General features: G+C 35.3%; 11 protein-coding genes and 1 pseudogene. 11 read left to right on the top strand and 1 reads right to left on the bottom strand.

Annotation, left to right across the window (positions count from 1 at the left end; all coding sequences use genetic code 11):
* Positions 1-20 precede the first annotated feature (20 nt).
* The 9 genes and pseudogenes from rlmD to ACP69X_RS16345 form a co-directional block, all read left to right on the top strand.
* Complete coding sequence (gene rlmD / locus ACP69X_RS16385; protein WP_426052880.1) at positions 21-1,400, top strand: 23S rRNA (uracil(1939)-C(5))-methyltransferase RlmD; 1,380 nt, start codon at positions 21-23, stop codon at positions 1,398-1,400.
* Positions 1,401-2,239: 839 nt separating this feature from the next.
* Positions 2,240-3,109 (top strand): DUF4007 family protein, encoded by an 870-nt coding sequence (locus ACP69X_RS16380; protein WP_426052879.1) that lies wholly within the window; start codon positions 2,240-2,242, stop codon positions 3,107-3,109.
* A gap of 20 nt (positions 3,110-3,129) precedes the next feature.
* Positions 3,130-6,618: a hypothetical protein gene (locus tag ACP69X_RS16375; RefSeq protein ID WP_426052878.1), complete on the top strand. Its 3,489-nt coding sequence runs from the start codon at positions 3,130-3,132 to the stop codon at positions 6,616-6,618.
* Between the two features lie 12 nt (positions 6,619-6,630).
* Positions 6,631-8,157 (top strand): hypothetical protein, encoded by a 1,527-nt coding sequence (locus tag ACP69X_RS16370; RefSeq protein ID WP_426052877.1) that lies wholly within the window; start codon positions 6,631-6,633, stop codon positions 8,155-8,157.
* A 160-nt stretch (positions 8,158-8,317) separates the two neighbouring features.
* Positions 8,318-10,129 carry a hypothetical protein gene (locus tag ACP69X_RS16365; protein ID WP_426052876.1) on the top strand — a complete coding sequence of 604 codons (1,812 nt, stop codon included), beginning with the start codon at positions 8,318-8,320 and terminating at the stop codon, positions 10,127-10,129.
* Positions 10,129-11,682, top strand: coding sequence for a hypothetical protein (locus tag ACP69X_RS16360; protein WP_426052875.1), 1,554 nt, complete (start codon positions 10,129-10,131; stop codon positions 11,680-11,682). The genes ACP69X_RS16365 and ACP69X_RS16360 overlap by 1 nt, the downstream gene beginning before the upstream one ends.
* Positions 11,682-16,994, top strand: a complete 5,313-nt coding sequence (locus tag ACP69X_RS16355) for an FtsK/SpoIIIE domain-containing protein (RefSeq protein WP_426052874.1) — start codon at positions 11,682-11,684, stop codon at positions 16,992-16,994. Before ACP69X_RS16360 ends, ACP69X_RS16355 begins: the two co-directional genes overlap by 1 nt.
* A gap of 502 nt (positions 16,995-17,496) precedes the next feature.
* Entirely contained in the window at positions 17,497-18,471 is a 975-nt protein-coding gene (locus tag ACP69X_RS16350; protein ID WP_426052873.1) for a tRNA dihydrouridine synthase, read from the top strand.
* 110 nt (positions 18,472-18,581) lie between these two features.
* Positions 18,582-19,031: pseudogene (locus tag ACP69X_RS16345) on the top strand (SMI1/KNR4 family protein); the annotation flags it as partial.
* 135 nt (positions 19,032-19,166) lie between these two features.
* Here the strand turns inward: ACP69X_RS16345 and ACP69X_RS16340 are convergent.
* Positions 19,167-19,931: a MurR/RpiR family transcriptional regulator gene (locus tag ACP69X_RS16340; protein ID WP_041087125.1), complete on the bottom strand. Its 765-nt coding sequence runs from the start codon at positions 19,929-19,931 to the stop codon at positions 19,167-19,169.
* A gap of 148 nt (positions 19,932-20,079) precedes the next feature.
* On the opposite strand from ACP69X_RS16340, the gene ACP69X_RS16335 reads away from it, so the two are divergent.
* Together ACP69X_RS16335 and ACP69X_RS16330 are read left to right on the top strand one after the other, a co-directional pair.
* Positions 20,080-21,666 (top strand): alpha-glucoside-specific PTS transporter subunit IIBC, encoded by a 1,587-nt coding sequence (locus ACP69X_RS16335; protein ID WP_426052872.1) that lies wholly within the window; start codon positions 20,080-20,082, stop codon positions 21,664-21,666.
* A gap of 17 nt (positions 21,667-21,683) precedes the next feature.
* Complete coding sequence (locus tag ACP69X_RS16330; RefSeq protein WP_423359593.1) at positions 21,684-23,009, top strand: 6-phospho-alpha-glucosidase; 1,326 nt, start codon at positions 21,684-21,686, stop codon at positions 23,007-23,009.
* The last annotated feature ends 68 nt before the right edge of the window (positions 23,010-23,077 follow it).

The following is a 23,077-nucleotide window of genomic DNA, read 5'->3' as shown; positions in this document are numbered from 1 at the left end:
CAAATGAGGTGATAAAATTGGTGAAAATGAAACCGCCTGTTCAAAAGAATGAATACTACAATGTAACCTTCGAAGACTTAACACATGAAGGTGCAGGTGTAGCAAAAATTGAAGGATTCCCTGTCTTTGTACCAAATGCCCTTCCTGACGAACAAGGGCAAATCAAAGTCACACGAGTCAAAAAAGGATTTGCTTTTGGACGACTCATGGAGCTGACAAAGGAAAGTCAGCACAGGCAAGATGCGCCATGTCCCATTTACAAGCAGTGCGGCGGCTGTCAAATTCAGCATATGAGCTATGAAGGCCAGCTGCTATTTAAACAAAAACAAGTAAAGGACGTATTAGAGCGGATCGGCAAGCTTGATATGAGCCGTGTAAAAGTTCATCCTGTACTCGGCATGGAAGACCCTTGGAATTACCGAAACAAAGCACAAGTTCCAGTTGGCGAACGCGAAGGCGGACTTGTTGCAGGGTTTTATCAGCAGCGTACCCATGAAATCATTGATATGGAAAAATGTTTGATTCAGCAGTCAGAAAATGACGAAGTGGTACAGGCAGTAAAAGACATATGCAATGCGTTTGGCATCAAAGCGTATAACGAAGACCGGCACAAAGGCTGGCTGCGTCATGTGATGGTTCGCTATGGTGTTGCAACAGGTGAAATGATGGTTGTGTTTGTTACTAGAACGGCTGATTTTCCGCAAAAGCAGCAGGTGATTGAGCAGATTATAGCACGCTTCCCACACGTTCGGTCAATTGTACAAAACGTGAATTCAAAGAAAACAAATGTCATTTTCGGAGACGAAACAACCGTTTTATGGGGCGAAGAATACATTTATGACACGATTGGCGACATCAAATTTGCCATTTCGGCCCGCTCATTTTATCAAGTGAACCCAGCCCAAACAAAGGTGCTTTACGACAAAGCGCTTGAATATGCAGAGCTGCAAGGCGAAGAAACCGTCATCGATGCCTACTGCGGAATCGGTACGATTTCCTTATTTCTCGCACAAAAAGCAGGCAGAGTATATGGGGTTGAAATTGTTCCAGAAGCAATTGAAGATGCAAAACGAAATGCTGCTTTAAATGGAATTAACAACGTCGAATTCGCCGTCGGCGAAGCAGAAACTGTTATCCCAAACTGGTACAAAGAAGGCATCAAAGCAGACACCCTCGTCGTCGATCCGCCAAGAAAAGGCTGCGACGAAGCACTGCTTGACACCATTTTAAAGATGAAACCAAACCGGGTTGTTTATGTTTCCTGTAATCCAGGGACGCTAGCTCGTGATTTGCGTATTCTTGAAGATGGCGGGTATGTGACGGAGGAAGTGCAGCCGGTGGATATGTTTCCGCATACGTCACATGTGGAGTGCTGTGCGTTGATGAAATTAAAAGATTAAACAGTTGAAAATTATAATGATGGAACTGTTGATTTCTAAAACGATAATTGATTTCAATGGTTCCATCTTTTGTGTACTTCTATTTCATCTACAAACAAATGAAACATTTCATAAATAAGTTCTTCACTTTTTCATTCTTTTAAAATTCTAGATACTTAAATGGTTAGTAAAGGGAAGTTTCAAAGATAGAAAATATTTATGGCTAATTGGTAATTTTCTTTAGAAATAATCTTTTTAGCTAGAGAGTTATTTAAATTAGATTTTTCGCTTTTGCTATTAGTTAATTTCTCATTAATTTCGTTTATTTTAGATTCAATTTTTCCGTTATATTTTAGCGCTTTTCGCTTAATTCTTTTAAAATTTCCCTTACTGAGTTTTAAGATTTTAGATTTGGCATTACCTTTTCTGTTAAATCTATTTCATTTACTTAATTATCACTACATGCTCATTATAGCTTCCACAAACAATTAAAAAGAATTGACATCCCACAATTTTAGTAAACTGCAGTATTTGTAAAAATATGAAAACTTTATTCTTTTTTAAAATAGAGTTGGTCCTTGGCTTTTAAATAGTTATTTGTTTTTCTGCATTAATTGATTTTCTTCTTTAGAAGGAGATTAATTAAATAAACCTAGTGATTTAAAGTTAAATGGCGAATAAAAGAGGATGTTTCAATCAACAGTACATCTTTTTTTCTGGTTACTATCCTCCAGAATTAATTTAGAATGTACGTTCGTAAAAAATGATGTATTTCACTTAACGAATAGATAAACTTGATATATAATAGTTTCTGGAGAGAGTCATCCAGATGTGTTCAAGAAAGGATGTTTGTATTTATTATGGCTTACGGTAGACATGAGAGTTTTTACCTTAGAGATAAATGGATTAGCAAAGGAATGAAGGCTATAAACGAGAGAAGCCCGCGCTTTTTTTATGAGAAAGACGGGTTTGAGAAAATTGGACTTGGTAAAAACATGGTTAGATCTCTAAAGTTTTGGCTGTTAGCATTAGATTTAATGAAAGAAACTGATGAAAAAACACATGTGTTAACAGAATTAGGTCAGTTAATTTACAACTATGACCGATTGTTACAAAAAAATGAGACCGTCGGTATTCTACATTATCATTTAGTGTGTAATCGAAATAATCTGGCAACGGTCTTTTATTGGTATTTTGTTGTTTATAAAGAGACGGTAACTCAAAGGGCAGATTTAAAGAAGGCATTTAAAACTTGGGTTAAAAATAATGAACCGAGGGAAGTATCGGAAAATTCGCTTGATAGAGATGTTGATGTTTTAGTCCAACTATATACGAAGAGTGCAAATGAAAATGATCCTGAAGATTTCATTTTCTCACCATTTACAAAGTTGAATTTAATTAAAGTGGAAGCATCAGAAGAAACAAGTGAAAATATACGTAAGATTTACCCGAATATTGATGAAAAAGGGTTGATTCCTTTATATTATTCGCTACTTGCTTATTCCCAAGAAAATGATCTTGAACTTATTAGTCTTGATGAAATTATGAATGAGGCATTCCTGTGGGGAAAGGTATTTAATCTTTCAAAGAATAAAATTATCGAGTCTCTCAATAAGTTAACAACTCACCGAAAGTACCCACTTGAATATGTAAGAACAAATAACTTAGATAACGTAAAAGTGCCCAAAATCAGTCCACTAAATTACCTTCGTTATGAGTTAACAATTTAAAGATTAGGTGGAATTCATAAATGTCATTTAAAACAAGTGTAAACATTAGATTTGATGTAGGAAAAGATGAATTTATAAATAGATATATCCCAACTCCTTCACACATCGATGTATTAAAAGGTCTTTTAGACGGTTTTTTAAAGGATAGAGATAGAGCGCATATTATAGTTGGTGCCTATGGCACAGGTAAATCCTTACTAGCAACTGTGGTAAGTACCATTTTTTCTAAAAGTGTTTCTACTAGTGATATTGAAAAATTGTCGAGTAAATTTAATCATTTTGATGATTACATTGCTGAGCAAATTCGTAGAACAAGCGAAGTCGATAGGAAATATATCCCTGTATTGTTAACAGGTAATGAAGGTAGGTTTCGACAAGCAATCCTTTCAAATATACTAAAGGCGCTACAAAAAGAAGGGATAGAAATTGTACTACCGGGTGTAAGTAAAAAGATATTAGAAGCTGTATCCACATGGAGTAAAGAATACCCTGATACGTACAAATCATTCGTTTCACTATTGGGAGCGGAAGGTAAAAAGATTAATGAATGGACTAATGATATTAGGGAGCAAAATGAGGAAGCGATTAAATGGTTCTATAGTATATTCCCAAAGATGACTTCCGGAGCTACATTTGAGACTGGTTATAATGAAGCGTTCTTAACTCAAATGGAACACATAACAGAAATATTAGATAAAAATGATCTTGGATTAATCATTGTCCACGATGAATTCGGTAGATTTTTACAAAGTTTAAATCATACTAGTTTGAATGAAACAATGCAGGATATTCAAGATCTTGCTGAACTAACAAACAGATCAAAATCAATACAATTCATGTTAATTACACATAAAAGCTTACGGCAGTATTTTACTGGAATGAATGAAGAAGTTGCAAAAGAATTCCAACGAATTGAAAAGAGGTTTAGGCAATACAGTATTATGAGCGACCAAGCAACATTCCTTAAAATTGCAGAGGTAATACTAACAGAAAATCTTCAAGAAAAGCCAAGAGTGTCGCAAGAGGATTTCGAAGTTGTTATTGAAAAATTGAAGGAGTATCCTCTGTTTCCTAGCCTAAATCCAAGAGAACGTGGAAATATAATTGCCAAGTCCATGTACCCTCTTCATCCAGTTGCACTTTATGTGTTACCAGAACTATCAAGTGTATTTGGACAAAATGAAAGGACTCTTTTTACATTTTTAGAGAGTGAAGAGACTGCAGGATTACTTAATCATATCTCCAAAACGGATTCCTATTATTTAAGTTACCAATTATTTGACTATTTTTTCTCTGATGCCTCTGAAAATGATGTTGATCAAGATGTTTCACAACATATTCTGCTTTATAAAAAGTCAATTGCGAGAATTCCTGATAAATTAACTGATAAGAAGAGTGCCCTTAGTATATTAAAATTCATTTCTATTTGGAATCTTTGTAAATTGCAGAAGGAGCAAAAGTTATCAACGGAATTTCTTGCTTTTGCAATGAAAATGGATAAAGACAATCTAGAGCCTATATTGAATATCTTATCTAAGCAAAAAGTTGTAAGATTTAATAGATTAGGTAATTACTGGGAAATTCATACAGGGAGTGCTGTGGATTTAAACGAAAAGATTGCTAACAAGAAGTCGGAATATGTTGCGACAAAAGTGGACATTTTAAAATGTTTACAGAGAAATCTTACTAAGAAATATTACTTTGCAGAGCGTTATAACGATGAAAAGGACATGACGCGATATGCAAAAGTTGAGATACTTCTAGAATCAGATTTATCTTCATTAAATCTTTTGAACCTCAATTATTATACAGCTGATCTCAACTTATATTTTGTAATTCCGGAAAACTCACCTCCGTTTGAGCTAGAATCAGAGATTCAAAAACTTTCACCATCTAAAAAAGATGTCTTTGCCATACATTCAAAACCTCTAAATACTATTTTGTCCGAGATTTATGATAGTAACATAATAGAGAGTTTGATGAAGGATAAGGAATTGCTTTTAGAGGATAAGGGGATCAGAGAAGAGTTAATAATATTGCAGAAAGAGACAAATTATGTAATAAAAAAGTATTTATCTGCTTTCTCTGAGTTTGATGAAGGAATAATTTGGTTATCTACACAAACTCAGAAGCATATTAACAGTGAGATTGAACTATCTGATTTATTAACGGAAATTTGTTATAGCTTATATAGGGAAGCGCCTAGAATCATTAACGATTCTTTTAATAGAATGAATGCTTCGTCACAGCAAAAGGTTGGAGCAAAAACACTCATTGATGCCATTTTGCAGAACCCAAGTAAAGAAAGATTTGGTATTGAAGGAAGTGGCCCAGCATATGCAATATATGCAGCAGTCTTTAAAAACAATGCTAATTTTGATAAGAATGTAAATAGTTTAGATTATAATGAAATTAGCTATGGTCCATACCGTTTATTGCGTCAAAGTCTCATTAGACTGCTCGATGAGAAACCAAAAGGAAGTTTTGCAGATATAATTAATGTCTTTACTAGTAGTCCATTTGGTATTAGAAAACCTATTATTCCAATTTTACTTGTAGCTATGTTAAGAGATCGCTGGAATGAATTTATGTTGTACAGAAATGAAATTTTTGTTCCGGGATTAAATGGAGAAAGATTATATGAAATTCTTGAGGAAGAAGGAGTAGAAAACTATCAATATATTTTTGAAAAAATTGATGAAAAATATATCTCTTTCTTTAATAGAATAGAAAACACCTTCTCAAATCATATAGAAGAACGATTAGAAGGAATCAACAACTCACGATTGATACAAATTTGTGGTACTCTTATTAAGTGGTTAAGATCTTTACCACGTTTTACTCAGATATCATCGTCAGTTAATGACGAGTTTTCATTCGTTCGTGAAATTATACGTAGAACTGAAGTAAAACCACAACAGGCAATTGCTGAGCTATACGAATTATTTAATAATGATAGATTTATAAAATTATTACGAATTAAGGAGTATGCTGAAAACTTTATAAACGAATTTAAAGCAGACTTAGTTAGCTATATTCTAGAAGTGATAGATGTAACTAGCATAGAACATGTAATTGAATGGGCAAATAATCAACATGAGTATCTAAAGAAAAATAATGAGTTTGTTCGAACGTTGGTTACAGTAGAAAATAATGACGAGTGGATAGAGCGTTTCTTAGAGCTTTTCACTGGTGTATTAGTGGAGGATTGGTCAGATAAAACGTTTGAAAAGTTTAATCGTGAAATAATCCAGAGCTATAGAACAGCTGTTAGCTTTTTGGATGTTCAAGATAGTAATGACGCTGAGTCAACCAATAATGAAAACTTGAATTACATCACCATTGGTGTCGGTGATAAGACGAAGGTTATATCAAAGGTGGACTTTTCGGTTAAAACCAATATAGTCTATACAAATATTGATAGGATTATTAGAAATGCAGGACGAAACATCCCGAAAAATGAACTAGAGTATATGATTTATCTATTGCTTGAAAAGTATGTTGAATAGGAGGTACAAATTATGGCAAATGAAAGTCAAAAAGTTCATATAGCGATCTTGGGTGGTGGGGTAGCAAGTGCGTTTGTCGCAGAAGATATGGTGAAAAAATATGGGAGAGAAAATTCTCGATTAATTTTCATCGACACTTTTATTGGAAGTGTCGATAATCCAACATACTATGCTAATCATCAATTCGTGAAAGATGTTGCTAAATATATAGGACTAACACTCATTGAAATTAAGAATGAAGAGAAAAAAAATGATTTTTATGGTAGTCTTTCGTATAGTGAAGAGTTTAATACAAAATTAAGTGCTTCAGTCCAAGTTAAACTCAAACAGATTCTTCTTTATTTAGAAGGAATAAGGGAGAATGAAGGTCTAGAACCTGTTCTACATTTTGGTTCAGTCCCAGATAAGATGTATAGTAATAAAACTATTTGCCTTGAAAGTGTTGAAAAAGATCTCGGTAGTGTATCTGACTTACGTTCTTTTTTTGAAAGTGCTCCCGCAAAAACTATTGAAACACGTTTTCCGCTAATGGAGTATGATAGTAAGGAATTAGATATTAAATCCTTGATTCAAGATAATTGGGGAATTACACTTCCTCGATCTGAAAGAAAACGTGTTTATATTGCTATGTTTTCTGGTGGTGCTGGCAGTGCTTATGTGGCTTATTATATGGTACAAGCATTTGGCAAAGAGAATTGTAAATTATTTTTTACAAATACATTGTGGGAAGATGAAGATAACTTAAGATTTATGGATGAGATCTCTGAATATATTGGATTGGAAATTACAGAAATATTGGATGGAAGAACGCCTGAAGAGGTCTTCTATGATAATAAATTCTTAGGAAACTCTAGGCTTGCAAAGTGTTCTGAAGAATTAAAGGTACGGCAGACGCTAATCTATCTTGAAGAACTTCGTGATAATGAAAAATTAGAGCCTGTTCTTTACTTTGGTATTGCTCCGCATGAAAAACATCGAAGAGATGATAGTCATGTTAGGCGGAAATCAAATTTAGTCCAAGAAGATAGTCAAGATGCTAATATTAGGAAAGCTGCGGGGATAAGGTCTTTCTATGAACATTTTCCAATTGAACCGATTGAATCTAGATTTCCACTCATCGAAACACTAAGAGATGATTTAGATGCAAAAGGAATTATTCAATATGAATGGGGTATTAAATTACCCCGTATGTATACGGCGGCAGTTCAAAAAGCCGAAGATGAAAATGATCCTTTGGCTAAAAAACTTGTTGAAAGAGGTATTAATGGTTTTTCACATGCGAATTGTGGTGGAAGGTGTGTTCGTGGTGGTTTTCAACATTATGCAACCCTCTATGCAATTTGGCCTAATCAGTATAAAGAACAAGAAGAAATGGAAGAACGATTCAATAAATATTTTCAGAAGAATGTTTCTATACTAAAGAAAAACGGTACATCATATACACTAAAACAATTCCGTGAAGATATGGAGCGAGAAGGCGTGGAAAAGTATTTATTCACTTCTGATGATACAATTCCCTGTGTATGCTCATTTTCATAAAAAACATATTATAAAGTGCACTTGTAAAACCGTTGTTTTACAGGTGCTTTTTTTCTGCATAAAAAATGAATTATTGTTAACAAGCTAAAAGAAATAGCTAATTAGTCCATAAATTGTTATAATTTTAATAGGAAAAATTGTAAGAGACGGAGTGGGAACTATGGCGAAGAGTAATTCTAATAATTGGATAAGCTTTTTGAGGCAATATGGTCCAATCCCTCGAAATGACAATATGTATGATGAAACTATTCAAAGGATAATTAAAAAGAAAAAAGTTACCCCAATAAACATTGAAATGATTTATTTGGAAGAAATAATACGAAACTTCCATTCTGAATCACCGGCATCCATAATTTTAACAGGGACTGCTGGTGATGGAAAGACATATTATTGTAGAGAAGTATGGAAAGCGTTGGGGGGGGCGGAGAATCAGTGGGCTAAAAACAATAAAATAAATGAACTATTTTTAAATGGAAAAAAAATTATTTTTATCAAGGACTTAAGTGAATTGTCTACAGACGATAAAGAAATCCTTACATTAATGGCAGATTCTATTTCAGGAGAAGAGAATAATATTATATTCCTAGTTGCTGCAAATGATGGGCAATTGATAGAGTCGTGGAAAAGTATCCACCAAACACATAATATTAGTAATATTAGGGTATTTATAGAAGAGTTACTTATTAGTGGAAAGAGAAGGAGGGATGGGTACAATTTGAGTCTCTATAACCTTAGTCATTCCAATTCAGCTCTTCTATTCCCAAAGATTATTCATGAGGTGCTACTTAATCCCGGCTGGGAAGAGTGTAGTAACTGTTTATTTAGTACAGGAGAGCAAATTTGTCCAATCTTTGAAAACAAAAAGAGATTGGAAAGTGAAAATAACTTAATTGTAAAGAGATTAACTGATCTTTTAACTCTTTGTGAAGTGAATGAACTACACCTTCCTCTAAGGCAATTACTTTTATTAGTAGCAAACATGCTCCTTGGGCATCCGGAAGCTAAGGAAAGATTATTAAAGTGCGGTGACATTCCCGAAATTTTAGGGAAAGATACAGCACATCTAGCAAGTATTTACCGAAACATATTTGGAGAAAATCTTCCAGACAGAAAAAGAAGTAGCATAGATGTTTTTAATACCCTCAATAAATATGGTATTGGGACTGAAACTAATGGAATCATAGATAACATTTTAATATTTGGGGAAGACGATAGTAAATATAAAGAACTATATGAACAATTTGTTTTGACAGATACCAAATACGGGGCAGACAAGACTTTTATTTCTGAAAAGAAAGCATACCTTGAAGGTGAAAGCTTAGAAAAGGATACCTTTTTAAATTTACTCAAATCACAACGTCAAAGGTTGTTTTTTATAATTCCCACTGAGTTAGAAGAGGAATTAATGATTTGGAGATTAACCACATTCCAATATGCCGGTGAGTTTTTAAAAGAATTATATAAGCCTTTACATGATCGAAACAGAGTAAATACTCAATATATTAGCAGAATGGCAAAGGGACTAAATAGAATTATTACTGGTCTTCTAATAGAAGAAAAGGATCGTTTGATCTTATCTACGTCAGGAAATCACTCCCAAGCAAAAATTAGTAGAATCCTTGAAGAGTTTATTTCTGTTAAGGCAAATAGGGGGGAATATGTGAAATTTGAGTTAGATAAAGAGAATTCCAAAGTATATTTGGCAGTTGGATTTTCTAATGATCTTCCACCCGTACGCTTACACCTTCAATTGGTTAGGTATGAATTTATTTCACGAGTAGCGGAAGGTGCATTACCCGGTAGCTTTTCAAGAGAATGTTATGAAGATATTCTTGCTTACAAGAGCAAGTTATTAAAACGGCTAGAAGAAAGAAGAAAAACTGAAGATGAAGTTGAAAATATCTCGGCTCTTAATTTATTGAAAGTTAACGAAAAAGGGCTAGTGGAATACAAATCATTGGAGGTTTTTTAATGATTACAACTTTACCACGGAATTATCCTTATAGTAATTTGGATTTTTGGGTCGATGAAGCTATTTGGGGACATAGATTGTATGATGAACAAACACCTTGGTTGTGTTTTATGGAATTTTTAGGTGTTCTAAGTACCGAGTATCAAAAGGGCAAAGTATTTGTAGAGAATGAATTTAACTCATTAAGCTATAATCCTTACTCAAGAATTTATTTAAGAAACTTGTTATTTAACAATCCGTATATTGAGGTAGTTTATAGAGACTACGAAAACCATAAAGATGATAAAAAGGCATGGAATGATTGGATTCAAATAGCTGAAAAAAACTTTGCTGGTTTAGATACTCTACCTGATTTTGGGTATTTACAGTCTAACTTTGACAATTTTGTAGATTTCTATGAAGCGATTAGGTTTTTACAGAATAACACAATCGAAGGTGAAAACAATAAACGATGGAGTTCACAGTTTATTTTCCCGTACGGAGAAGAATGCCTGTATGAGGATTTGAGAATCAATGGAGAAAGAGTCCAAAATGATAGAAGGTTTTTCGGTCGAACAGGAGAGATTTTATATTTAATGCTTTCCAGGTCTCATCGAGGGGAGCAACTATTACCTTTCCTTGAGGCGCATATCTTAAATTCTTCTTCTGTATTCAATCGACTTGCAAAAAAGTTACAGCCAAATGCTGGAATTGAGAACTCGGTAAAAGAGCTGAAGGGAGCCTATTTACCATACGAGAGCCTAGATGAATTTCAAAACTTGGCTGATGATTGGATCAACATTTTTAGTTGCGAAATTCCAGCCTATGATACACTGCCTCATCTAGTTAATATCACGGGTTTGCATATGATCCTTTATTTTCTTAATCGCTCTAAAGAGGTACTAAATCAAAACGAAAAGGCAAAATTTATACTTGAAATAATGGCTCCGAAAAAGACTATTATTCGTGATTTGGCCTCAGATTCATATATAAATAATAATAATCTTTCAAGGCAGGCAATTGAGCGACATATCCTTACTATTAAGGAAACGAATGATTGGAAAGAAATTTCTAAGTCTGGTGACCCATTATTTGCTGCTCAAAAATTGATGCAGGAAAGATTCTTTTGGCCATCTAATGATGAAGATTTATCTATATACGACAGTCAAAATGACTTATTAAATGAATTAGTTGATAAGGCAATCATGCGACATAAACAACATGTGAATAATTTCCATAGAGTTTGGGGTAAAGAAATAGGTCTTTCATCAAGTAGAAATAGCCAAAGAATTAGATATGCACCAACGGATAATCTATTTAAGACGTTAGTACTTACCAATGTACCCGAAAGAATGGAATTCCAAGAATTTCTCTCTAAGCTTTATGAAAAATATGGATTTATTATTGGAGATAAACAGTCAATTGATGTAACTGCTACAGGGCAGGCTGATTTAGAAGCATTTTCTGAAAATGCTCTAAGGTTAGAGCAACGATTATCTAGTATGGGATTACTAAGAAGACTTTCAGATGCATGTGCATATGTTGAAAACCCATTTGCAAGGGATGGAGATTGATGGATCAGCTAAAATTAATTGGTAAAGTTGCAGTAAACTACTTGAAAGATAACATAGGTGCAGAACAAGACGATGGTATAGCTAGATTTTTGTTGGATAGGTTATCAAGTTCTCAAGTATCAGTAATATGTAAGGAAATACTTAAAGACGAATCATTAAGTGGAATTGTAGATTTAAAAATACCTATAGAACTAGATACGGGAGAAGGTCTGCCAAAGAACATTTTTACTACAGAAAGAGCCACTAACCTTCGGCACACTTACACTGATAAACCAGTATTATTGCTAGCAAACAACAATGATGATCAAGGTCCTTCTCTAAAAAATATCTTTAAAATTGGGGCAAATGACCTTAAAGCTAATACTAAAATGTGGGTTAAGGCTGCTTCAAGTGATATTGCAGCAATAAATGGAAGTGAAAGGCTTCTCAATATATGGGAAAAGTCTTTAGTTGGTCTACTTAACACAACTGATTGTAGCCTTGAGATGTTTAGTAAATACGTTTCCGATACAAGGAATAAGATAATCGAAGACGGTGTAACCCTAATACAAGCGTTAGGATGGGCTTTACCAGCTTTGAAGCTTCCTAGAGATTCAGGAGTTTTTTATTCTATTCCAGATAATAGACAAACTTATAAAAAGAACTGGGAAAATGTATATAAAGAAATTAAAGAGAAAAGAAGTTATTTCTTATACAAACTAACTCCATCAAGAGATGTAATAGAAAATGAACAATTAAGAAACTCATTTGAAGAAATTAAAGAGTATATTCCAGAATATGTTCATTTTTCTATTTTGGATTTTATATCTTCAAAACCAGCTTGGACTGTAGAGTCCGAGGTCTTATCCCAGTTTGAGTGGGAAAGTGATGGTATTAGTTCATTTTTTTCTGGTATAAAGCTAGCAAAAAAGAGTACTCTTGCAGAAGAAACAAAACAACTTCTAGAAGATGAATTCTCTGATTTAATTACAAATGAAGATTATGCCTACTTAGATCTACTTGAAAAAAGAAGGGCTAAGGAATCAAATGAGGAAGATATTGCATTTTACGATAAACACAGGCATCAAATAGACCATCATAAAAAATTAAAGGCTAAATGGGATAAATTTATTTATGGAAAACCAATAGAATGTACTGATTTCCTTGTTGGGCTATTACGTGCTACAGAAAGGTTACTTGCTCAGTCCGAAGGATTTAAGGGAAGAAAAGTTATTAAAATAAAGACTCAAAAGAGAGATAAAAAAAGTGCTTGGCTAGACCTTAATACCGATTTGGCTCTATATTTTAGTACTAGGTATAAAGGTTTGCCGGAATTAACTGCTCCTTATATTGAGTGGGAAACATTTTGGTTATTTAAGTACGAAGAGTTTATTAAAATAGAACGAAATAGGCTAAAGTCAAAGTACAAGAAAAATAACTCCGTTTCGAAGGGTTCGAGGCAAATTAAATTTTATATTGAACTTTTTTATGAAGATGATCATGGGATTGAGCAACAATGTAAAGTTCAACTAATTTGGGAAGGTAATGTTAATGCTGTAGGGATGGAGCTATATAGTGACTTAGATCGTCTGGTAAATATGCAGAAAAATCCATTTCAATTAACCAGTGTGTCGAAAAATCCTATTAGTAAAAAAGGGAAACTCCAAGGTATATCGCTTGGCGATGTGTACACGATCCAACCAGTTTTTAGACAGAATAGGGGATCTTTTGTGAGTGTATATGAAAGGACAAGAGATATACAAAGTGAGTTTTTATGTGAACTCCAAAAAGCTAAGGATGAATCTCGTATTTTTATGGATGGGTACAACGAGATTTTGAGTTCTTGGGAAGAATTTTCAAGGTCTTATAAAACTGCATTAAATGAGTGGCTAGAAAGCGGTCTTATTTCTCAAAATCAAATATGCCAATCCGAACTTTATGGAAAGTTAATCACTTCATTGATGAAGAATGCAAAAGGCGACATCAATAGATTAAAGTTATGGTATCCGATTATGAGAATTGGGGTTGTTGAGGTAAATGACACCCAACCTTTAGCCATTATTCCTCCATGGCATCCAATGAGAATGGCAGCTCTAGCGGTAAAAATGCAACAACTGAGAGATGTTATTTTCTATTTCTTAACAACAGAGAACTTAGAGTTTGGAGATGCAAAGTTATTTTTTGATGAATTGGAAACAGATATTGAGCATCCATACTATCCTGAAATTTGTTTGGGATTCCAAGGTGATGAATTACCTGAAGTTTTAATTTTAACCGATAGTGTAAATGAATATAGCTTAATGGAAATGCCAATAATTAAAACAATTTATCAAGAAACAAATGAAGATCCTAAAGATGCAAGTGCAAAGTTAGCTAGTTTACTAGATAGATACTTGGAACTGCAGCCCCATGAAGGAGCTAATTTAGGAGTCGTCCTCTATAACTCTGATTCTACAAGATTGCCTTTAGCAATCGTAGACTCAATTTCTAAATTAAATGACAAGAACGATAATATAAGGTGTCAAGTAGTACTTAGGCATAGAGATACAAATAAGTTGAATAACATTTACTCAAAGATGGTTGAAGGAACAGATGCAGATCCTGATAATTTTGTAGCTAGTGAGATCACAAGTGACTTTATGGCCAAATTAAGGATTGGGGTAATGGCTCATCAATCGTCAGTCTCTGAAAGTGAAGAAGGTAAGCCATACAATGTGGTGTTTCTTCAAGATGTAATATCAAGGCATGCAATGTTTGAATGGATTAAAGTTGAAGTTCATGCACCTGTAGAAAATGTTATTAAACATTTTCCTGCAAGATGGTCGCGTCGTCGTCCAGCGGCTAAAGATGAGTTAAAATCAATAACTTACCTTGTTTGCCCAAGTCAAACTGTTGAAGGTTGGGAATATTTAAAGTTTATTAAAAGCATCACGAAAGCTAGTGATGAAGATAATGTTGAGTACTATCTACCTTCGAGACAGATTACTTTTCAGAACAAGGAGGCAAAAAATATATTTAATGAGTCTCATAAACTTGGTGAGTGGGTAGCGAATTACGATGAGTTGTTAGATCGTAGGCTATTAAAAAGTCAAGGGGTAAATGTAATAAAGTATCAACATAACAAAACTAATGGCCCTAATTTGGTCGTTTCCACTACAACTTCTCTACGCTTACTCAAAATCATACTTAAAAGGAAGCTAAAGTCGTTAAATTTAGGGATAAATGATTTTGATATTGAGAAACTAGCTGATTATTTTATCCAAGAAGCGAATGAGCTATCAGGAGATATTGTCTTAAGGGCAGCTAAGTTAGGAAGGTATGCTAGTGAATTAATGGGTGTAGTGTTAAGTAAATTAATTACGAAGGAAGAAATGCATGACCTGAATAATATAGGCTGGTACTTCCTCGATGATTATGCAAGTTGGTTAGGGAAGAGTGAGGAACAGATTGCAGATATTATGGCAATCAATCCATTTGAAAAAAATGGTAAATTTCATTTGCAAATAATAGTGACAGAGGCCAAATTTGTTGATATTAAAGGTTTATCTAATTCTAAAAAGGTCTCAAAGAAACAACTCGTAGATACAGTTTCTAGAATTAACAATGCACTTTTTGAAGTGCCAGCTAGGCTAGACCAAGATATATGGCTCTCTAAAATCAGTGATCTGCTAGTTGAAGGAGCCGTTTATATGCAAAACTCCTCGATTTCAATTGAGAAATGGAGAGAGTTAATCAGAAGTGGCAACGTTGAAATTGACGTAAAGGGGTATTCACATGTTTTTGTACCAACTAATGATGGTTCAGAAAGTTTAGAGAGCGAACAGTTAAAGATAAACGAACTTAACCATGGTTATCAAGAAGTATTCTCGAGAGACGCAGTTAGAGAATTGCTGCTAGCAATTTTAAATAATGACCAACTTTACTCAGTTAGATCCAAGTTCGCTAATGAAATAACTTGGAATAAATTGGATGCTATCCTTGCAAGTGAGCAAACATCTAATGTTAATCCTACACTAAGTAATGAAGTGAAAGAAATTACATCAGTAGAGGATAATTCTAATCAACAGAATAAAATTGAAGAAACTTCTACAGAAACTAAAGATGTTAGAGGAGTAGGAAGTACGTTAATAATGAACCCTTTGCCACAGACTAATGCGACTTATAAATATCAGGCATTTAATGATTGGATCATTACCAACTCCACACAAAATACGAAAACTGAGAATGAACAATACTGGTTAAAAAATGTTGTAAATTCGTTTAAGGCTGCTTTGGCGACTTATAATTTACAGAGCAAAGTTCTAGATTCAAGGTTAGCTCCTAACGCAGCAATCTTAACACTTAAAGGTTCTGATCGACTAAGAGTAGAGGATATAGAGAAAAAGAAATCTCAGCTTCTTACTACACATGCTTTAAATGTCATTAATATTATTCCACAACCAGGAAAAATTGTTGTATTCATTGAAAGACCAGAAAGACAAACGATACCTGTAGCTACTGTTTGGAGTGCACGTAAATTTATGGAAGAAAATTCAAATACGAATTTAAATTTTGTAATAGGTGCCAAAGAGGTAGACGGCGACTTGCTTTATTTAAATCTTGGTGGACCTTTAGGTGGGCTAGAACAACATGCACCTCATACTCTTATAGCAGGAGAGACTGGAAGTGGTAAATCGGTCTTAATACAAACAATAATCTTGGATATATGTGCAACTAATACGATTGAAACTGCAAAAATTTATTTGATTGATCCTAAATATGGAGTTGACTATCAAGGGCTAGAAGACCTCCCACATTTAGCCGAAGGAATTGTTATTGATCAAGATAGGGCTTCAAAAATACTTGAAGGTTTAGTGAATGAAATGGAATCTAGGTATTTAAGGTTTAGAGAGCATAGAGTTCCCAATCTTAAAGAGTATAACGCAAAAGTATCTGAGTCAGAAAAGCTCCCTTTTATCTATCTAATTCATGATGAATTTGCTGACTGGATGCTTATTGATGAGTATAAAACGACTGTGTCCTCTGCTGTTCAAAGGTTAGGTGTAAAAGCAAGAGCTGCTGGGATCCACTTAATATTTGCTGCGCAAAGACCGGATAAAGATGCTTTACCTGTACAGTTAAGAGACAATTTAGGAAATAGATTAATTCTCAAAGTTGGTAGTCCAGGGACATCTGAAATTGCACTAGGAGAAAAGGGTGCTGAAAACCTACTAGGTAGGGGGCATTTAGTAGCAAAATTGTCTGGAGAGCCAAATTTAATCTATGCTCAAGTTCCATATATATCGAGTGATGAGATCTTCAAGGTGAGTCAAATAATAAAAGAATCAGTTTAGTCAAATTAAAAGGAGATGAAAAAACTAATTTCATCTCCTTTTGAATAGTGTTTAAAGCACATAATGTAATCTGATTTATAATACTAATACAATCTATGTTAGTTCTATAAGGATTCCAAAGAATCTTAAGATTACCGGTATCGTCAAGCATAATTTTCTATAAAAACTTAAAAGTATAAACTTTAATTTATTGGAATTGTCTTATTTAACAAGTAACCAACTCATTATTTTTTCAAATGTGACCATTGAGGAATAAATAGTGATATATTTTACGTTCTGAAACCTCACTTTATCTCAATTTTCATTTTTGTTTGTGCATCTGTCCCAAAAAAAGATATTTGAACGTGAAATCAAATCTTTACCACATATTTCATCACTCAATGTCCTTTTTTGCAATTTTGCCCGGTTCATATTAAAGTATATAATGATAAAAATTGCTGAAAGATTTTATAGAAGGACATGCCCTATAAGGCGCTATGTCATGAGAGGAATTGGATGAAAGATGAGTAAAAATTTCTGGCGTGATTTACCGCGGCCATTTTTTATATTAGCACCAATGGAAGAAGTGACAGATGTTGTGTTTCGTCATGTTGTGAGTGAGGCGGCGAGACCTGATGTGTTTTTTACAGAGTTTACGAACAGTGAGAGCTATTGCCACCCTGATGGCATTCAAAGTGTGAAGGGGCGTTTAACGTTTACAGAGGATGAGCAGCCGATTGTTGCTCATATTTGGGGAGACAAGCCTGAGAACTTTAGACAAATGAGCATTGGAATGGCGGAAATGGGATTTCAGGGGCTTGATATTAATATGGGCTGTCCTGTCCCAAATGTCACGCAAAACGGAAAGGGCAGCGGCTTGATTCTTCGTCCAGACGTTGCGGCAGAGCTGATTCAAGCAGCAAAAGCTGGGGGATTACCTGTCAGCGTGAAAACAAGACTTGGTTTTACTGAGGTCGATGAATGGCGCGGATGGCTTCGACACATTTTGGAGCAAGACATTGTGAATTTATCGATCCACCTTCGCACAAGAAAGGAAATGAGCCAGGTGGATGCGCATTGGGAGCTCATTCCTGAAATCAAAAAACTTCGTGATGAAGTAGCACCTGATACGCTTTTGACAATCAATGGTGATATTCCTGATCGTCAAACAGGCTTAAAGCTCGCAGAACAGTATGGAGTGGACGGAGTGATGATTGGGCGCGGGATTTTCCATAACCCATTTGCCTTTGAAAAAGAGCCGAAGAAGCATACAAGTGATGAACTGCTTGGTCTTTTAAGGTTACATCTTGACCTTCATGATCAATACTCATCACTAGGTCTGCGTCCATTCAAGGCACTGCACCGTTTCTTTAAGATTTATGTAAAAGGATTCAGAGGAGCGAGTTTCTTAAGAAATCAATTAATGAACACATCATCAACAGATGAAGTGCGTGCAATGCTAAATGAATTTGAAGCGAGAAATCAAGAACAATCATGACCAACAAGAGGAGGGGGGCGAACCCTTCTCTTTTTTTATTAAATAGGACTATTAAACTAGTTCTCTTAAATGGTAAAATGAGATAGAAATAACAATTGGAGGTATTTCATTTGAAACCATTTTGGGATAAAGACAGTGAAAGCGATGAAACATTTAAGAAAATCAATGAGAAAGGCATTGCAAAAGCGGAAAAGAAGCTAGGCGTCATCTTGCCGGATACATATAAAAAACTGATTCTCGAACAAAATGGCGGGTATACCCTTCATAACGCTTTTCCAACGGACCAGCCGAATGGATGGGCAGAGGATCATGTGTCATTTGATCATTTAAGAGGAATTGCCAAAAATGAAGGCATTATGGATAGTGATTATTTAATAGAAGAATGGGAATTGCCTGAGGGACTTGTGCTCATTTGTGGGGATGGTCATACGTGGATTGCATTGGATTATAGAGAAACAAAGGAACATCCGCCGGTTCATTACTTTGATCTAGAATATGAGACAGATTTTAAATTAGCGGATTCGTTTGATGAACTGCTTGCTGGGCATTATACTGCTGAATAGGAAAAGGCAGCCGCAAGTAGATATATTTCATTAAATCCGCTGTTATATAGTGTTTTTTGAGAGAGACAAAAGAGTCTCTCTTTTTTTTGCGAAGCAACATTGAATCTCTCTCCAAAACTGTACCTGTTATGTTTAAGTCCTATTATTCAATTGCTTCACTTTCCACTCACTAAATTTTCTGACGATAATATCTGCCACAATGTAAAATGGCAGAAAGCTGGAGTTGTCCACTTTGTTATATAAGTGAAACGGGGTGCTGCTTACATAGATGTTAAACATGGCATTTTGTGCAAGGAGGTTATTCCTCAATGTGGTCATGCTGATAAATTTGATATGTCTCGTTTTCACCAATTGAATGATTTCATCTAAATTCTTCGATTCACCCGATAAAGAAATGATAAATAAAAGGTCATCCTCACCAAATTCAATGATTCCATCTGTTAAGTCCCGCTTGCTTCGTAATACTTGAGATTTTTTATGCAGTGACCATAGCTGCCGCTGTACATCATTGGCCAAATCGAGCTGTGCAGTTCCTGTACCATAAATATAAATATACGGTGCGCGATCTATCAGTTGATTTAATTGATGAAAGTCCAGCTGCTCCATATATTTTCTTGTCTGCCGGATATCTTGATCAAGCAGCTGCATTAAATCTTGTGTTGTCTCTTCAGTGAAAGCATTTAATTTCACATAAGACTTTAAGTCACTGTAACCGTCGAACCCTATTTTCTTGGCAAGCCGATGGATGGATGAAATGGAAGTATGAGCATAACGAGCAAGGTCCTGAATTTTCATTGTCTTCATTTCTTCAAGATGATCATGGATCGTTTTAATAATGTGCAGGTCATTCTTATTTAAATCTTCGAAGTATTCATTTACCAGCTTGTCCAGTATCATGCGATGTGCCCTCCAACATGAAAATATTTTCTTCCTGTGAAAATATAATCTAATGTTACAACTTGATTTCTAAATACGTCAAACCTATTGGTTTTTGTAAGCGCTACCTTTACAGTGGTGTTATGGATCAAGCAAAGGGGTAATGCTTATGAATGCAATCAAGCGGTTTGGCAGTGCTATGGTAGTTCCTGTACTTTTATTCGCGTTTTTTGGTATTGTTGTCGGCCTCGCGACTTTATGTAAGAATTCAGCGATTATGGGGGAAATGGCTGCAGAAGGTACGATGTGGTATAAGGTTTGGACACTGATTGAAAGCGGAGGATGGACGATTTTCAATCATATGGAATTAGCCTTTGTGATTGGATTGCCCATCTCACTTGCAAAAAAAGCGCAAGCACGTGCGACGCTCGCAGCTTTGATGATTTATCTTGTATTTAATAATTATATTCATGCTATTTTGACACTTTGGCCGTCTACTTTTGGTGTTGATTTATCGCAAGGTGTTGAGAATGTAGCGGGAGTAAAAGAAATTGCAGGTATACCTACACTGGATACAAGTATCATTGGTGCGGTGATGATATCTGGAATCGTCATTTGGATCCATAATCGTTTTTATGATCAAAAGCTGCCTGAAATGCTTGGAATTTTCCAGGGGCTTGTATTTGTTGTCATCATCGGATTCTTTGTGATGATTCCTATTGCTTTTGCCGTTGCGTTTGTCTGGCCCTATGTTCAGCAGGGGATTCAATCTCTCCAAGGGTTCATGGCACAGTCTGGTTATATTGGTGTCTGGCTGTTTCATTTCTTGGAAAGGGTGTTAATTCCAACAGGACTTCACCATTTTATTTATACACCTTTTGAGTTTGGTCCAGCGGCTGTAAATGGGGGGTTAAAACCATATTGGATCGCTCACTTAAATGAATTTGCGTCCTCAACTTCCGATTTGAAGGATCTTTATCCATACGGATTTTTATTACATGGGAACATTAAGATGTTCGGCTGTTTAGGGATAGCTCTAGCCATGTATTTTTCTACACCGAAGGAAAATAGAAAAAAGGTTTTGGCATTGGTATTACCCGCCACATTGACAGCCATATTTGCGGGAATTACAGAACCGCTTGAATTTACATTCCTATTTCTCGCGCCTTATTTATTTGTGATTCATGCACTTCTTGGAGCGACCATGGTGACAATCATGAATATGTTTGGTGTTGTCGGAATGATGGGTTCCGGACTGATTGAAATAGCCGCATTGAACTGGATTCCGCTCTCTTCAAATCATGGAGGGATTTATCTGATCCAAGCGATGATTGGACTTCTCTTTACTGCATTGTATTTTGTCATATTTAGATGGATGATTGTGAAATTTGATATTCCATTACCAGGACGAAAAGATGAGGAGGAGACGAGACTATATACAAAACAAGATTATGAGATTCATAAAAAAGCTCATGACAAAAAGGAATCACCCGTTTATGCATCAGAGTATGAAGAGAAAGCCGTTTATTTCTTAGAAGGCCTTGGCGGTAAAGAAAACATTAAAGATGTGACAAACTGTGCCACGCGTCTGCGTATTACAGTGATTGACGCTAGCTTGGTGAAAGATAGGGACTACTTTACAGAAAATAAACTGGCACACGGCATGGCAAAGAGTGGTCAAAGCATTCAAATCATTGTTGGCTTAAGTGTACCGCAAGTAAGAGAGTCCTTTGAGACTAAACTTTCATTAGATTGAAAAAGGAGCTGGATATCATGAAAAAATTTAACATTACCATCGCTGGAGGCGGAAGTACATTTACACCGGGAATCATTTTGATGCTGTTAGACTATTTAGATGAGTTCCCAATTCATACAATTAAACTCTATGATAATGATGAAGCTAGACAAAAGACGATTGCAGATGCATGTGAGATTATGTTAAAAGAACGAGCACCAGAAGTGCAATTACTGGCAAGCACGGACCCCGAAGAAGCGTTTACTCAAGTCGATTTTGTGATGGCACATATTCGTGTCGGAAAATATGCAATGCGTGAATTAGATGAGAAAATTCCATTGAAGCATGGAGTTGTCGGACAGGAAACATGCGGTCCAGGCGGGATAGCTTACGGAATGCGGTCCATTCCAGGTGTATTAGAACTTGTCGATTATATGGAAAAATACTCACCCGAAGCTTGGATGTTAAACTATTCGAACCCTGCAGCGATAGTAGCAGAGGCAACACGTAAGCTAAGACCAAATGCCAAAATTTTAAACATATGCGATATGCCAATTGGCATCGAAGAATTAATTGCAAAAAATTTAGGCTTATCTTCACGGAAAGAACTAGAAGTAGATTACTATGGTTTGAATCACTTTGGCTGGTGGACAGATATTCGAGATAAATCAGGAAATAGCTTAATGCCTGAGGTGATTAAGCATGTAAGCCAGCATGGTTATGCAACAGATGGAACATCCGAACTAGAACAGCAGAAGAGCTGGAACAGCACATTAAAAAAGGCCAAAGATATTCAAGCACTTGATCCAAAAACGGTCCCTAATACGTATTTGAAATACTATCTATTTCCAGATGAAGAAGTGGCACATTCAAATATCGAGTTCACACGTGCCAATGAAGTGATGGAGGGACGGGAAGCTTTTGTTTTTAGTGAGTGTCAGGCCATCATTGATAAAGGAACTGCAAAGGAAACAAAGCTGACCATTGATGAGCACGCTTCCTATATCGTTGATTTGGCAAGAGCCATTGCTTTTAATAAAAAAGAACGGATGCTGATGATTGTAGAGAACAATGGCGCCATTAGAAACTTTGACCCAACAGCAATGGTCGAAATTCCTTGTATCGTTGGCAGCAATGGTCCAGAAAAATTAGTAGTTGGAGAAATTCCTAGATTTCAAAAAAGTCTCATGGAGCAGCAAGTTGGCGTAGAAAAATTAGTAGTAGAAGCATTTGAAGAAGGGTCCTATCAAAAACTATGGCAGGCCATCACATTATCGAAAACGGTGCCGAGTGCTAAAGTAGCAAAAGATATTTTAGACGACTTAATTGTGGCAAATCAAGCATTTTGGCCAGAGTTAACATAACAAAGGAATAAGCAATATGGGCGTCACAGCGCTCATATTGCTTTATTTATTGTAATGGAGACAAAAAG

It is taken from the genome of Bacillus sp. DC4300-2b2 (assembly GCF_049895685.1).
GTDB lineage: Bacteria > Bacillota > Bacilli > Bacillales > Bacillaceae > Bacillus > Bacillus safensis.
This window is presented reverse-complemented; position numbering and strand designations above follow the sequence as displayed.

Bases quoted from the DNA above. Each gene is read 5' to 3' on its own strand.
- ACP69X_RS16380 (WP_426052879.1), top strand. From the start codon at position 2,240: ATGGCTTACGGTAGACATGAGAGTTTTTACCTTAGAGATAAATGGATT.
- ACP69X_RS16375 (WP_426052878.1), top strand. From the start codon at position 3,130: ATGTCATTTAAAACAAGTGTAAACATTAGATTTGATGTAGGAAAAGAT.
- ACP69X_RS16370 (WP_426052877.1), top strand. From the start codon at position 6,631: ATGGCAAATGAAAGTCAAAAAGTTCATATAGCGATCTTGGGTGGTGGG.
- ACP69X_RS16365 (WP_426052876.1), top strand. From the start codon at position 8,318: ATGGCGAAGAGTAATTCTAATAATTGGATAAGCTTTTTGAGGCAATAT.
- ACP69X_RS16360 (WP_426052875.1), top strand. From the start codon at position 10,129: ATGATTACAACTTTACCACGGAATTATCCTTATAGTAATTTGGATTTT.
- ACP69X_RS16355 (WP_426052874.1), top strand. From the start codon at position 11,682: ATGGATCAGCTAAAATTAATTGGTAAAGTTGCAGTAAACTACTTGAAA.
- ACP69X_RS16350 (WP_426052873.1), top strand. From the start codon at position 17,497: ATGAGTAAAAATTTCTGGCGTGATTTACCGCGGCCATTTTTTATATTA.
- ACP69X_RS16340 (WP_041087125.1), bottom strand. From the start codon at position 19,931: ATGATACTGGACAAGCTGGTAAATGAATACTTCGAAGATTTAAATAAG.
- ACP69X_RS16335 (WP_426052872.1), top strand. From the start codon at position 20,080: ATGAATGCAATCAAGCGGTTTGGCAGTGCTATGGTAGTTCCTGTACTT.
- ACP69X_RS16330 (WP_423359593.1), top strand. From the start codon at position 21,684: ATGAAAAAATTTAACATTACCATCGCTGGAGGCGGAAGTACATTTACA.